General features: G+C 37.1%; 13 protein-coding genes. 7 read left to right on the top strand and 6 right to left on the bottom strand.

Features of this window, described 5'->3' with window-relative positions; translation table 11 throughout:
- Positions 1-52 precede the first annotated feature (52 nt).
- Positions 53-919 carry an endonuclease/exonuclease/phosphatase family protein gene (locus tag C9J42_RS05870; protein ID WP_107287933.1) on the bottom strand — a complete coding sequence of 289 codons (867 nt, stop codon included), beginning with the start codon at positions 917-919 and terminating at the stop codon, positions 53-55.
- 294 nt (positions 920-1,213) lie between these two features.
- On the opposite strand from C9J42_RS05870, the gene C9J42_RS05875 reads away from it, so the two are divergent.
- Positions 1,214-1,636: a hypothetical protein gene (locus tag C9J42_RS05875; protein ID WP_107207567.1), complete on the top strand. Its 423-nt coding sequence runs from the start codon at positions 1,214-1,216 to the stop codon at positions 1,634-1,636.
- A 50-nt stretch (positions 1,637-1,686) separates the two neighbouring features.
- Here the strand turns inward: C9J42_RS05875 and C9J42_RS05880 are convergent, their stop codons facing one another.
- Complete coding sequence (locus C9J42_RS05880; RefSeq protein ID WP_107207568.1) at positions 1,687-2,793, bottom strand: diguanylate cyclase; 1,107 nt, start codon at positions 2,791-2,793, stop codon at positions 1,687-1,689.
- Positions 2,794-3,121: 328 nt separating this feature from the next.
- Between C9J42_RS05880 and nrdD the strand changes: the two genes are divergently transcribed.
- The 4 genes from nrdD (at position 3,122) to C9J42_RS05900 (ending at position 8,811) form a co-directional block, all read left to right on the top strand.
- The gene (gene nrdD / locus C9J42_RS05885; protein WP_107207569.1) at positions 3,122-5,248 is read left to right on the top strand and encodes an anaerobic ribonucleoside-triphosphate reductase; all 2,127 of its coding nucleotides are present in this window, start codon (positions 3,122-3,124) and stop codon (positions 5,246-5,248) included.
- A 105-nt stretch (positions 5,249-5,353) separates the two neighbouring features.
- Positions 5,354-5,824: an anaerobic ribonucleoside-triphosphate reductase-activating protein gene (gene nrdG / locus C9J42_RS05890; protein ID WP_107207570.1), complete on the top strand. Its 471-nt coding sequence runs from the start codon at positions 5,354-5,356 to the stop codon at positions 5,822-5,824.
- A gap of 529 nt (positions 5,825-6,353) precedes the next feature.
- Positions 6,354-8,441, top strand: a complete 2,088-nt coding sequence (locus tag C9J42_RS05895; protein ID WP_107287934.1) for an EAL domain-containing protein — start codon at positions 6,354-6,356, stop codon at positions 8,439-8,441.
- A gap of 106 nt (positions 8,442-8,547) precedes the next feature.
- Complete coding sequence (locus tag C9J42_RS05900; RefSeq protein ID WP_045084205.1) at positions 8,548-8,811, top strand: DUF2960 family protein; 264 nt, start codon at positions 8,548-8,550, stop codon at positions 8,809-8,811.
- A 62-nt stretch (positions 8,812-8,873) separates the two neighbouring features.
- Here C9J42_RS05900 and C9J42_RS05905 read toward each other — a convergent pair whose 3' ends face one another.
- Together C9J42_RS05905 and rarD are read right to left on the bottom strand one after the other, a co-directional pair.
- Positions 8,874-9,236: a nucleotide pyrophosphohydrolase gene (locus C9J42_RS05905; protein ID WP_107246127.1), complete on the bottom strand. Its 363-nt coding sequence runs from the start codon at positions 9,234-9,236 to the stop codon at positions 8,874-8,876.
- An 80-nt stretch (positions 9,237-9,316) separates the two neighbouring features.
- The gene (gene rarD / locus C9J42_RS05910; protein ID WP_107246258.1) at positions 9,317-10,225 is read right to left on the bottom strand and encodes an EamA family transporter RarD; all 909 of its coding nucleotides are present in this window, start codon (positions 10,223-10,225) and stop codon (positions 9,317-9,319) included.
- Positions 10,226-10,498: 273 nt separating this feature from the next.
- On the opposite strand from rarD, the gene C9J42_RS05915 reads away from it, so the two are divergent.
- Positions 10,499-10,852, top strand: a complete 354-nt coding sequence (locus C9J42_RS05915) for a DUF2750 domain-containing protein (protein WP_006644976.1) — start codon at positions 10,499-10,501, stop codon at positions 10,850-10,852.
- Positions 10,853-10,920: 68 nt separating this feature from the next.
- On the opposite strand, the gene C9J42_RS05920 is transcribed toward C9J42_RS05915, so the two are convergent.
- Both C9J42_RS05920 and C9J42_RS05925 read right to left on the bottom strand, forming a co-directional pair.
- Positions 10,921-11,685, bottom strand: a complete 765-nt coding sequence (locus tag C9J42_RS05920; RefSeq protein WP_107301772.1) for a 1-acylglycerol-3-phosphate O-acyltransferase — start codon at positions 11,683-11,685, stop codon at positions 10,921-10,923.
- 367 nt (positions 11,686-12,052) lie between these two features.
- On the bottom strand, positions 12,053-12,481 hold the full coding sequence (locus C9J42_RS05925; protein ID WP_233217772.1) for a GNAT family N-acetyltransferase: 429 nt from the start codon (positions 12,479-12,481) through the stop codon (positions 12,053-12,055).
- Between the two features lie 276 nt (positions 12,482-12,757).
- Here C9J42_RS05925 and C9J42_RS05930 point away from each other — a divergent pair, with 276 nt between their 5' ends.
- A complete protein-coding gene (locus tag C9J42_RS05930) occupies positions 12,758-13,267 on the top strand; it encodes an NlpC/P60 family protein (RefSeq protein WP_107246257.1) in 510 nt (169 codons plus the stop codon).

Below are 13,267 nucleotides of genomic sequence, written 5' to 3' on the forward strand. Positions count from 1 at the left end.
TAGGGTGTCGGTAAGTGGGCTTTTCTTTGACTGTAGTTTACAACTTAATAAGTCATGAAGAAATAAACGGTGTAAAACTGAGGCTAAAGATAACTGGACAGTGATCACTCAATTGGTAAGTTGATACTTGCTTGAAGGAATAAGGTACCTGCTGGATAGATGAGATAGTAAAATGTTCACTACTAAAACCATGGTCAATTAATTCTTTATAACGACGATAATAGGTTTTATTCTTCTTTCTTCTTTTTGTTAAACAGTTACCTTTAACATTATGAGTAAGCCATTTTAAAGAACCTTGCTGATTATTATTGGAGAAAAAGTAAGTTTTGTTATTTGTTGTATTAAGAGATATACGATGATTAAAATCGCCAACTAAGATAAAAGGCTGCCTTTTCACTTCTTGCTGTTCTATCCATTGTTGGATTAATGTTCGTTGTAAATTCAGTGTGCGACAGGATTTTTTACGGTTGTTCTTTAGCTGTTTAGGAGTAAAGCAACCTGATTTTAAGTGTACATTCACAACGATAATATCATGCTGATTAAGATTGACTTTAATTGCTGAACCATAACGTAACTTTTGTGGGTAATACGGCTTGTTTCCTAATGCTATAGCGGGAGAGCTCAACGTGGTTATATCTGGGTGTTCTTTAACGGTAAGGTGTTTTTTAACGGCAAAACCAGTGAATTGGTTGATCCCATTAAAAACGTCGTCTTTGTTTTTGACTCTTGATGATATGTATATTTGATACTGGTCTTTAGGAACAATGCGATGAAGGCTTGAGGCACTATCGACTTCTTGAAAGGCGAGAATATCGGGTTGGTGAGTAAGAAAAATTTGCTTTAATACTTGGTAGTCTTTTGCTGTTCGTTGTATGTCGTTTTTGGGATGATCTGCTAGCCATTGAAAATTCCACGTCATTAACGTTAATGAGTGTGCATGACAAATATTAGCGAGTATGAATTGAATCGCAAAAAAGAATAAATACGGGATTATGTTCTCCTTATTTTAGGTTAATTTTTTAGCCTTATTATAATATTTATGATGAAAATTCAGTTTCACTATTCTTGGTAAACATAGTTTTCTGGAGTTAGTTATCACACCACTTGAAAGCTATTCTTAATATCGTATGCAGTGTGTTATCTCAAACAAAAATCATGAGTTATAACTTTTGTGGCATCTTACTGTCAGCTTTGTTTTAGAAAGGAATCTAAGGTGGAAATACTACTGCTTGAACCCGAAGTTTCGTGGGGGAAATTTAAGATCCTTGCGTGGTTTGCTGCTTTATCTATTGTATTGGTCTATGTTGTGCTGCGTGTAGAAGCATACATGAAATTTAAGTCATTAACCGTTAAAAGCATTGTGTTTAAGTGCTCTTTTCTACCTGTATTATTTTTAACAGTAGGCTATTTAGAGCATTTAGATCGATTTTATAGTTTTGCGATTCAACCTAATGGCAATGTTATTTTGAACTATGTCTTTCCTGAAGGGAAAAAGGTAGCGCTTGAGCCAGAAAAGGCATGGATATCTCATGATCGTGCTGGCTGCGCTGTGTATATCAAAGCGCAAGCAGAACACTATAAAAGTGTAATGTCGATACGAGTATCTAAATGTCGGCAAGCCGTTGACGCAATATGACCAAAATAGCCACAGATGGTTATTATACATAGCTCAAAGTGCGGTATTTACTAAGCAGCGATATAACAATTTCGTCCTGATTTTTTTGCATCATATAAATTGTGATCTGCTTTTTCTATAAATTGCGTTGAACGTTGGCTTTCCTCATAAGTCGTTATACCTTGGCTGATTGTCACGATATGACTGGTTTGTGAGGCGGGATGATCAATCGCTACTTTAGTTAAGTTTTCCTGAATACGTTGGGCGACTAAAATAGCGCCATCAAGGTTGGTATTTGGTAACAAAACCGCAAATTCTTCTCCACCGAAACGAGAAACACTATCTGTGCCTCGAAGCAAGCTTGCATCAATCACTTTTGCAACTAATTTTAAACACTCATCCCCCGCAATATGGCCTTGACTGTCGTTAAATGCTTTAAAGTGATCAATATCAATTAAAATTAGAGACAAAGGGATATGTAAGCGTTGGCTATTTTTAATTTGCTTCTCAAGTTCTATTTGGAAAAAACGGCGATTTTTAATTTGGGTTAATTGGTCACGAGAAGCGAGTTGATTTAACTCTTTTAGTAAACGTTTATTCTCATGTTCTTGTTGAATACGATTACTGAACCAGCGATATAGCACACGGCGTCCAGATTCAATGATGATGAGAGTGATCATAAACTTTTCAAACGAAAACAGTAATGTTAAGTGCTCATCTTTGATTGTTATCCAAGTACTCAAAGCAAGTATTGGTGTAATCGCTAAATATAAGGCATTTCGGTAGGTATAAAATCCAAGTAATGCCACCATAGTTGTCAGGTTGGCTAATACTTCAGAGAGTAAAGTGAATTGTGCATACAGGCCTAAGATTAAGATAGTTGCTCCCCAACTCAAACCATAGGTGAAGCTATAAAAGGCACTCACTAAGCGATAATTTGCAGGTTCAGTGCTGCGATTAAAATAAATGATCCCGAAACCAGAAAGTATCATTTGCCAAGTAAACTGGGCTGTTAACAAAAATGATATATCAGAGTCATTAGTGAAATGATTGAGCCATAATGTGACTAACATTAAAGATAAGATCATCAGAGATATCTTAGATGACCATAAAAAACCAATACGAAGGTTTTTATAGGTTACTTTATTGATACGCTGTGTAAGTGTTAAGCCATCCATTAAATATTCAAATCAGCCTGGTAAAAGTGTTTAATCAGTCTACTTCATTCAGCAAAAAATCAAGAATTTTTTCTCATTATTTTTACTTAAATACCAAATAATTTTATTGACAAGCGTATATGTAAATTTGCTTTTATAAAGAATTTTGTGACGCATCAGATGCATCGTTCGTATCGTAATCTCTCTTTAAAACAAATTGATTTGGATCAATGTTTGTTTTTTGAAAATCTCGCCTAATACCCACATCTTGTTGTTGCGTGTATACCGAATGCCTATATTTTGTGTTTACGTGACACTGTAATGAATATTGTATATTTAGGAGCCTAGTGTGAAACTTGTTGTGATTAAGCGTGATGGCTGCCGTGTACCTTTCGAAATGCAACGCATTAAAGAAGCGGTAATGGGTGCAGCTCAGTCAATCAATGACATGAATATGAGTGAAGTGGATGCAATGTCTGTTGCTGAAGCGACATTAGCTCAATTCCAGCATGCTGAAGAAGTAGATATTCACGCTATCCAGGACGCTGTAGAGAATCAATTGATGATTGGTCCTCACAAAACAGTTGCCCGTGCCTATATTGAATATCGCCATGATCGCGATATTGCACGTGAAAAGAAAAGCCGCCTAAATAATGAAATTCGTGGTTTGATTGAGCAAAGCAATGCATCTTTACTTAATGAGAACGCGAATAAAGACAGTAAAGTGATCCCAACGCAGCGTGATTTATTGGCTGGTATTGTTGCTAAACACTACGCGACTCAACATTTGTTGCCGCGTGACATTGTTAAAGCACATGAGTGTGGTGATATTCACTTCCATGATCTGGATTATTCTCCTTTCTTCCCTATGTTTAACTGTATGCTGATTGATTTAAACGGCATGTTGACCCATGGTTTTAAAATGGGTAACGCAGAGATTGATACTCCTAAATCTATTTCTACCGCAACAGCAGTTACAGCTCAGATCATTGCACAAGTAGCAAGCCACATCTACGGTGGAACAACCATCAACCGTATTGATGAAGTATTAGCACCTTATGTTACTGTTAGTTATAAAAAGCATTTAGAAGTAGCAAAAGAGTGGGGCATTGAAGACCCAGTTGCTTTTGCTAATGCGCGTACTGAAAAAGAATGTTATGACGCATTCCAATCACTAGAATATGAAGTAAACACATTACATACCGCAAATGGGCAAACACCGTTTGTTACTTTCGGTTTTGGTTTAGGTACGTCGTGGGAATCACGCTTAATTCAACAATCTATTTTGAAGAACCGTATTTCAGGTTTGGGTAAAAATCATAAGACGGCAGTATTCCCTAAGCTTGTGTTTGCCATTAAAGATGGGTTAAACCATAAACAAGATGACGCGAACTACGATATTAAGCAATTGGCGTTAGAGTGTGCTTCTAAGCGCATGTACCCAGACATTTTGAACTATGACAAGTTAGTTGAAGTAACGGGTTCATTCAAAACGCCGATGGGTTGTCGTAGTTTCCTTGGTCCGTATGAAGAAAATGGTGAGTTGATCCACGAAGGCCGCAATAACCTTGGTGTTGTAAGTATTAACCTTCCACGTATTGCATTAGAAGCAAAAGGGGATGAAGCGCGTTTCTTTACTTTATTAGATGAGCGTTTGGCCTTATCTCGTCGTGCACTTGATGCACGTATCTCCCGTCTTGATGGAGTGAAAGCACGTGTAGCCCCTATTTTATATATGGAAGGAGCATGTGGTGTACGCCTTAAAGAAGATGATGACGTATCAGAAATCTTCAAAAATGGTCGTGCTTCAATTTCGCTTGGCTATATTGGTATTCATGAAACAGTGAATGCACTATATGGCAATGATACGCATGTATACGACAGTGAAGAGCTTCGCCAAAAAGCGGTTGCCATTGTTCAGCGTTTACGCGATGCAACAGATGCATGGAAGAAAGAAACGGGGTATGGCTTTAGCTTATACAGTACGCCAAGTGAAAACCTATGTAGTCGTTTTTGTGCAATCGATACTAAAGAATTTGGTGTTGTTGCAGGTGTGACGGACAAAGGCTACTACACAAATAGCTTCCACCTAGATGTTGAAAAGAAAGTAAACCCATACGATAAAATTGACTTTGAGATGGCTTACCCTGATATCGCGAATGGTGGCTTCATCTGTTACGGTGAATACCCAAATATTCAGCATAACCTTGAAGCACTAGAAGATGTATGGGATTACAGCTATTCGCGTGTTCCTTATTACGGTACTAATACACCCATTGATGAGTGTTATGAGTGTGGCTTTACGGGTGAGTTTGACTGTACAAGTAAAGGCTTTACATGTCCTAAGTGTGGTAACCACGAGCCATCTAAGGTATCAGTAACACGCCGTGTATGCGGTTACTTAGGTAGCCCTGACGCACGCCCGTTTAACTTCGGTAAACAAGAAGAAGTGAAGCGTCGTGTTAAACACATGTAATTTCTATTTGAGTGCATAGTGTAACAAGATAAAAGTGCCTGAGAGGGCACTTTTTCTTTTTAAGATTATTATTTAATAAATTACTAGAGAGTGTAGGTGACCAATATGAATTATCACAACTATTACCCTGTCGATATTGTTAATGGACCGGGCACTCGTGCAAGTTTATTTGTTTCTGGCTGTATTCATCAGTGTCGAGGTTGTTATAACCAGAGTACATGGCGACTAGATGCAGGGCACTTTTTTAGCCAAGAGATGGAAGATCAGATCATTAATGATTTGAACGATACTAGAATTAAACGCCGTGGTTTGTCTTTATCTGGAGGTGATCCGTTACACCCAAACAACGTGCCTGATATTTTAAAGTTGGTAAAACGTGTCCGTAGTGAATGTATTGGTAAAGATATTTGGTTATGGACGGGGTACACGTTCGCTGAGTTAACTGAGCAGCAACAGCAAATTGTTGATCTTATCGATGTTCTTGTTGATGGAAAATACGAAGAATCTCAACGAGATCCTGCTTTGGTATGGCGTGGTAGTGAGAATCAAGTTATCCACTATTTAACTAAAAAATAATCATAATGAGAATTACATGATAATTTTGACTTACTATCGTAACTTACTGATTATTTAAAAATCCCACCTGTATAAAAAATACACGAAAAGTGTGTTTTTTCACAGCGTTAGTAAAGTTATCCACTGTTTCTGTGTATAAGTATGGGAAAAGGCAGTGTATGATTTTACCCATGCCCTATTAACGAGAATACGTTTAAAACATGTCACATTTTAATTATTACTCCTGTGGTTACATAACGGTATTTATCTCTTATTTCTTTGATATGCAGCTTTAAATAGTGTTCGAAGTATACTTTATTAACAATCTCTTACATGTTTTGTGTGAAGTGATAGGTAGCACAGTATTTTATAAATTTTCATGTATAATAAACTGATATGATTGATAGTATAATTTACTGAAATAAAATAATTAGTTAGCGTTGTTCGTGATGATTAGTTGATGTTATTAACACGAATGTTGGTATTGAGTAGTGAAATACAGGCAGCATCGAGCTGATAGTATTTATCATAATTAAATAAGAAAATAGTTATGACTGTTTACAGAGTAATGTCAGAGCTCTCGTCGAATAAATATCTTGTTGCTGTTTCGAATGTCTTTATCATGGCCTTACCGCTGGCATTAATCTCGACGTTCTGTGAACTTATAGCGGTATTCTGTGAGCACTACGGCTATGACTCATTAACTGGTACCATAAGGTATGTAGGTGAATCAACGGGTTTGATGTTTCCTATATTGATCAACTTTTATCTTGTTACATACCTCTCTTCTGTAAAACGTATCCCTAAAGGGGTCTCAATAGCCAGTGCATTAACTGTGTATTTTGTGGTGTCCTACCAATGGGGCTTTTTATCGCAAATTATGCCATTACCTAATAGTTTTCCGTTGTCGTTATTAACGGCATATATTACTTGTGGACTGATTTCTCGATTAAAGAAATTTCGTGTTTTTAGAGGCAGTGATCGTGATTCTGTCATCGACAGCTCTGCAAACATGCTACTAGGTGCGATAGTCTCCATTGGTGCATTGATAACATCCAGTCAGCTTATTTACTTTGTTGTTAATTCGGTAAGCATTTCATCTTCATTATTACCCTCGCTTGATCCTACCTCTTTTGTTGATGGCCTTATTTATGAGTTATTACGCGGGGCGTTTTGGTCCGTAGGGATCAATGGCCATAATGTACTTCATATGTACAAAGCTGAACTTTACGATATCACTATGGTGAATATTTCAGCATGGCATAATTTTGGTGCAGATCTTAATATTATCAGCACCAATTTTTATGATTTCTTTACGGGCATTGGTGGTAGCGGCAACTTATTGAGCTTAGTTATTTGTATGCTGTTATTTGCAAAAAGTGAAGGCTATAAAGTATTAGCAAAAGCGTCCCTTATCTTGTGTCTTTTTAACGTCAATGAGCCGGTGCTCTATGGCGTGCCTGTTATATTTAATCCAATCATGATTATTCCTTTTCTGATTGCACCTGCAATTGGTTTTGTGGTGGCTTATGGGGCGATGTATTGGGGAATTGTGCCACCATTAAGTGAAATCCAAAGCTGGTTAATGCCGCCTTTATTAAGCGGCTATGTTGCAACAGGAGGGGCTATTTCTGGCGCAATATTACAGGCTGTTATCATCCTAATTGGTGTCGCGATCTATTACCCATTCTTTAAACTAATGGATAAGCGTAACCTTGGTATTGGTGTGTCCGATGTCTTCTCCAATCGCTTATTTACCAGTGATGAGATTGAAGTTAAAACACGTTTAACCAGTTTTATACCGTCTTTACATCGAAATTTAAAAGCACAAAAAGAGATCGAACGGCTACAAGCTGAAGGGGAGTTTTTACTCTATTTTCAACCTCAGGTTGATGTGAATACGAATAAGATCATTAGTTTTGAAACACTTATTCGTTATCATGATAAGGATGGAAAGATTTTACCGCCGACGTTTTTAGCCGCCTTTAATCAATTAGGGTTAATGCCAGATTTAGATTATTGGGTTTTTGACAAAGCATTACGTGCTGGCGAACGATTTGCGAAAGTGAATGAGAACATTAGATTATCGATAAATATCTCACCAGATACTGTCTTAAAGAAAAATTTTGTCCAAACGATTAAAACACATATTGAAGAGAGCTCACTGTCATTCTCTCAAATTGAAATTGAGATCACTGAAGAGTTATTGGTGCAAAATGAAGCCGATGTTGCGAAAGTCATCGATCAATTACATCAATTAGGCATTGCCGTAGCATTAGACGATTTTGGTACTGGCTATTCATCACTGGCTTATTTATCGCGTTTTGATTTTGATAAAGTAAAAATTGATCGAACACTGGTACTGAATCTAGAAACACAGCGAGGTAAAGACCTGTTTAGCTTAGCTGTACAACTCGGTAAGATCACCAATGCTGAGATTGTTGTTGAAGGGGTAGAGCATCTTAAAGAAGTTGAATTTATTCAATCTGTGGGGGTACGCTATATTCAAGGTTTTTATTACTATCGACCAATGTCGCAACAAGATGTTTTTGCTAATGAATTATTACAAGACTTTGTTTCTAATAACGATATAAATAATGATCTGACAACCAAGCAGGTAGCAGCTATCGAGGTATAGTTTAATGGTGACGGATTTATTAAATAATACCGCGTTGTTTAAGCTTCCATCTTAAAAGGATATACGGTAAATTTCGTATCCATTTTTATGCTCTACTGGGGACGTTATGTCACGCACTATTATCTATACCTACAAAAATGAAGAAAAAGAGCTTATTTTTTCATTTGATCAATACCGTAATATTCATGAAGCGGTAGCTGCTGCAGAAGGTATCGACTTAACGTCATTTCTAAAAATGGAATTGCAAGTTGAAGCAGTTTCAAATTCAAGTAAAGCTGCCCGTGACTATCGTGATAGTTATTTTCGTAAGCTAGGCTTTGGTAAAATTGCTTTAGCGAAAAAAGAAAATCGCGGTGTTGGCCAAAAATAGTTGGCAAGTAAATGAAAAAGGCTGGCTATAATCGCCAGCTTTTTTGTTCTTACTGAACGCTGTTATAACTCATTATATTTTTTCGCTGATCCATAACATTTCTCAATAGGGTATTTATCAGCATTTTTTATTATCTTTCTCTGGCAAGCCTCTAAAATATCCACATCGCACTTATCCGCTAATCGAACCAAGTACATCATCACATCCGCAAGTTCTTCTTCTAATTGCCGTTTTTTTTCAACTGAAAGGTGTTGGCTTTGCTCGGGGGTTAACCATTGGAAAATTTCTGTTAATTCACCCACTTCACCACTTAAGGCCATTACTAAGTTTTTAGGGGTATGGAACTGATCCCAATTGCGCTGTATTGCAAAGTGACGGAGTTGTTCTTGTAGTTGCTGTAGCTCTGAAGGTGGGTTTGATGACATGATAAAACGTTCTTATTTGGACAATAATTGAAGGATAAACAAAAACACCGTACAACGCACGGTGTTTACATTTAAGACAATTACGAGTGAGGCAGGGTAACGTTACGCTTTTTATCGAATAAGTTGGGTAATGCTTCAAGTGTACAAAAGATCAAACCTGCCCAAATAAGGCTAAAACTGATCGCTTTAGTATGATCAAAGACCTCACCAAACAAGAACACGGCTAATAAGAACTGTAATGTTGGCTCGATATATTGCATTAATCCAACCATTGTTAAGCTAGTACGATTCAGTGCTAAAGCGAAGAAGATTAAGGGTGCGACTGTAACTGGCGCAGAGCCTACATATAATAGGAATGTAGTCGTACCTGATGTTAACGACACACTATCACCAGAGAAGTAAAGCCACAGCATATAAATTACAGCAAAGGGGGTAAGGATAGCGGCTTCAATAGTCACCGAGGTTAATGCATCATATCTTATATACTTTTTGGTTAATCCATAGATAGCAAAAAAGCTGCCCATAAGAAGAGACAACCAAGGTAACTCCCCGTACTGCCAGACTTGATAAGCAATACCTAAGATAGCCAGAACCACAGCGATTACTTGAGCTTTTGTGAGCTTTTCTCTTAAGAAAAACATACCTAAGGCAATAGCAAATAATGGGTTAATAAAATAACCAAGACTTGCGGCAAGCACTTCACCGTGGGTAATCGCCCAGGTAAAAGCATACCAAGATACACTCATAATACAGCCAGCAACACCGCACATGAAGAACGATTTCTTATCTGCCAACAGTTCCGTAACGTTAGGTAAAGGCCGTTTAAGTAGTACTATGACTAATAACATAACAGGCACTGAAAAAATAAGTCTTAGTGCGAGTAATTCATTAATATTGGCTTGTGGCAAGAACTGATAATACAGTGGGAGAATTCCCCAAAGCACAAAAGAAAATGCCGCCAGCATATTTCCAGCACGACGAGATTGCATTGATTGACCTAACAGTAAGTGTAAATGTTTGATGTAATGTGTTGGCAAGACTTTGCCATATCGGGTGGAACAGAATGAACCTAGACGATAATCGCGACATTTTGCCATCGAATAGGTATATGTCAATATTATTTTATCTCTATATAGCATAAAAATATAAACAATATTTAATCACTGTTTATTCTGTTTTTTGTTAAACTTCATGGGTTAGAGTGCTGTGGTGATATAAGCTATGGTTGCTTGCCATTTAGGTTTACAACTGAGAGAAAATAGATGACTAAATTAACGTCAGATATCCAAGCTAACAAATTAATGTTTGTTGAAGAAACACAAAATACACGTATTGTTTGGAGCCTTCGTAATGAAGAAGGTGATTGGCTATCTGTTGCTTCATCTGAGTTTGAAGATTCGGAAGTAATGCCATTCTGGTCAAATGAAGAAGATGCGAAAGCGCAATGTGCTGATGAGTGGGCTGAGTTCCAACCAAGTGAATTGCCACTAGATATTTTCTTAGAAGATTGGATGATCACATTAGCTGAAGACGGTGTTCTTGTTGGTTTGAACTGGAACGAAAGTCTTGAAGGTGTGGAAGTTGAGCCTAGCGATGTTGCTAAGCTTTACATCTAAGCTTTACATCTAAGCTTTAGATTGTTGATATAATTTACACCCAATGAAACTCATTGGGTGTAATTATTTTAGGCTTTATTCTCTTTTGATGTCTCTTCACTCGCCAAATAAGAATCTTTCGATAATTCATTATCAAGTTGGGCGATCTTTTCTGCCATAAGTTGATGGCATTTTTCAGCTAACTGTCTTGCGTCAGTCGATTTAAATGTTTGAGTGTCGATTGGGGCTAGCATTTCAGCTATAACAGTACCGTTATCAAGTTTATTTAAATCAATCTTATTGTGTGTCGTACTGATCACGACAGGAATAATAGGTACACCTGCTTCTATCGCCATTCTAAAAGCTCCTGTCTTAAAAGGCAGCAATCCACGTCCTTTGCTTCGCGTGCCTTCTGGGTAAACCCAGACAGATAAATTTCGCTGGTGGATAGCATCAGCAACTTGCTGAATGGTATTACGCGCTTTGGCTTTATTCTCACGATCAATCAGTATATTGCCCGTGATCCAGTAAAGCTGCCCGAAGAAAGGGATCCATAATAAGCTTTTTTTCCCTAGTGACACGGTATTTGGTTGCAACATACCAGGGGTCGTAACAAAGTCATAAACACTTTGGTGATTGGATATATAGACGGCATTAGCAATATTGGCGCTGTTACTGAGTCCACGTTGCTCAACACGAACACCTGTAATTTTTTGCAATTGGTTAAACCAGCGGCAAAAGGTGTAGACATGTTTAGGTGCACGAGGTCGGTTTATTAGACAGTAAAGTAGTGCACAACAGGTTGTAATGATAATAAAAAGGGTTGCGATGGTAATTCGAATTAAAGCCAGCACATATACTCCTTATGCTGTTTAAGTTATGTCGCATGACTACATCTTTATACATTACCTAAATAGTTATTATTGTGATAGTGTGGCTTTACAAATAATTAACATTTTATAGTGTGTTATCACGATTTATAAAAATATACGGTATCTGGTCAGATGATATATTGCTTGTTAATAACATTAACAGTTACATTTTCAATCTAGGCGTGAAGATAATCGCATATGTATTTATAGATAAGTAAATGACTGGATCTTAAATAGGATAAAAGTAAAAATTATATATAGATAATCAATACGTTATAGACGTAGTTTTTATCTCTTCTGTTGTATAAATTTTTGAGCTTACTTAACAGTAAGCTTTTTTTTTCCTTCCCTACAATAATTTTACCATGTTGTAGCGTTCGAACGTAATGTCGTCACGGATAGCAATTTCTGTATCGATTAATTCAAAACCTAGCTTGCTAAACAAGGGTAGAGAGAGTTTGCTGGCTGTAACACTCAGTGTTGTTTGATGGCTTATATGTGCTATTTGTTCGAGCTTACTATAAATAGCACTCGCGACACCCAAGCGATTAAACTCAGGCCGGGTATAGAGTAAAGCAATATAATTTTTCGGATGAAGTTGACCGAACCCCATGACACTCCCTTCATTGTTAATTGCCATTATTACAGCACCTTGTGTTAATAATTTAGCAAATTCGTTTGGGTGTTTGCGCGGATAATCAGCCCATATTTTGACTTGTTGTGGATGATAATAAGCAGGCGCAATTTTTGTAATAGCGTCATAGTAAAGCTGAGACAATTCTTGCTCATAATGGGGATTATAATTATGAAATTGTATTGAGGTCATATTGTTGAGCGTATACGTTTAATGTTTGTATCTAATTTTAAGATATTAGAATTGTTATTGTTTGGAATAGGTCAAATTTATTCTGATAGTGTGCACTTTGTCCTTATTATTGGTATTATTTTAAGCCATAATCAATAAAAGTATTATCAAACGATCAGTACAGGCTAAATTTTGAAGAACGGATTTAAATATAATAAACACGCATTATTTGCATTGGCGCTTGTGTCAATGATTGGGTGTTCTTCGACTGACTCTGTAAATGATAAAACATCAAACAATAAGGCTGCTGAAACAACGTCAGTAGGCAAAAAAATTGCTGTTAGCAATGATATGTTGGAAGAAGGTTTGAAAAAGAACGCTTCTGTAGATACAGGTATGTTTGATGGTGTTTACCATTCATGGAAAGGAACACCTTATCGTCTTGGTGGAACAACAAAGAAAGGCATTGATTGCTCAGCGTTTGTGCAAGTAGGTTATTCCAGCGTTTACCAAATGATGTTGCCAAGAACAACATTACAATTGGTGAAAAAGGGACGTAAAGTTTCACGTAACAGTGCAAAAGAAGGGGATTTAGTCTTTTTCCGAACGGGGCGTAATACACGCCATGTTGGAATATATTTAGGCAATTCAGAATTTATGCACGCGTCACAATCAAAAGGTGTGATGATTTCACGCTTAGATAATCCTTATTGGAAGCGACATTTTTGGCAAATTAGACGTATGCCGAAACCACAATGA

It is taken from the genome of Photobacterium sp. GB-56 (assembly GCF_003026105.1).
Classification (GTDB): domain Bacteria; phylum Pseudomonadota; class Gammaproteobacteria; order Enterobacterales; family Vibrionaceae; genus Photobacterium.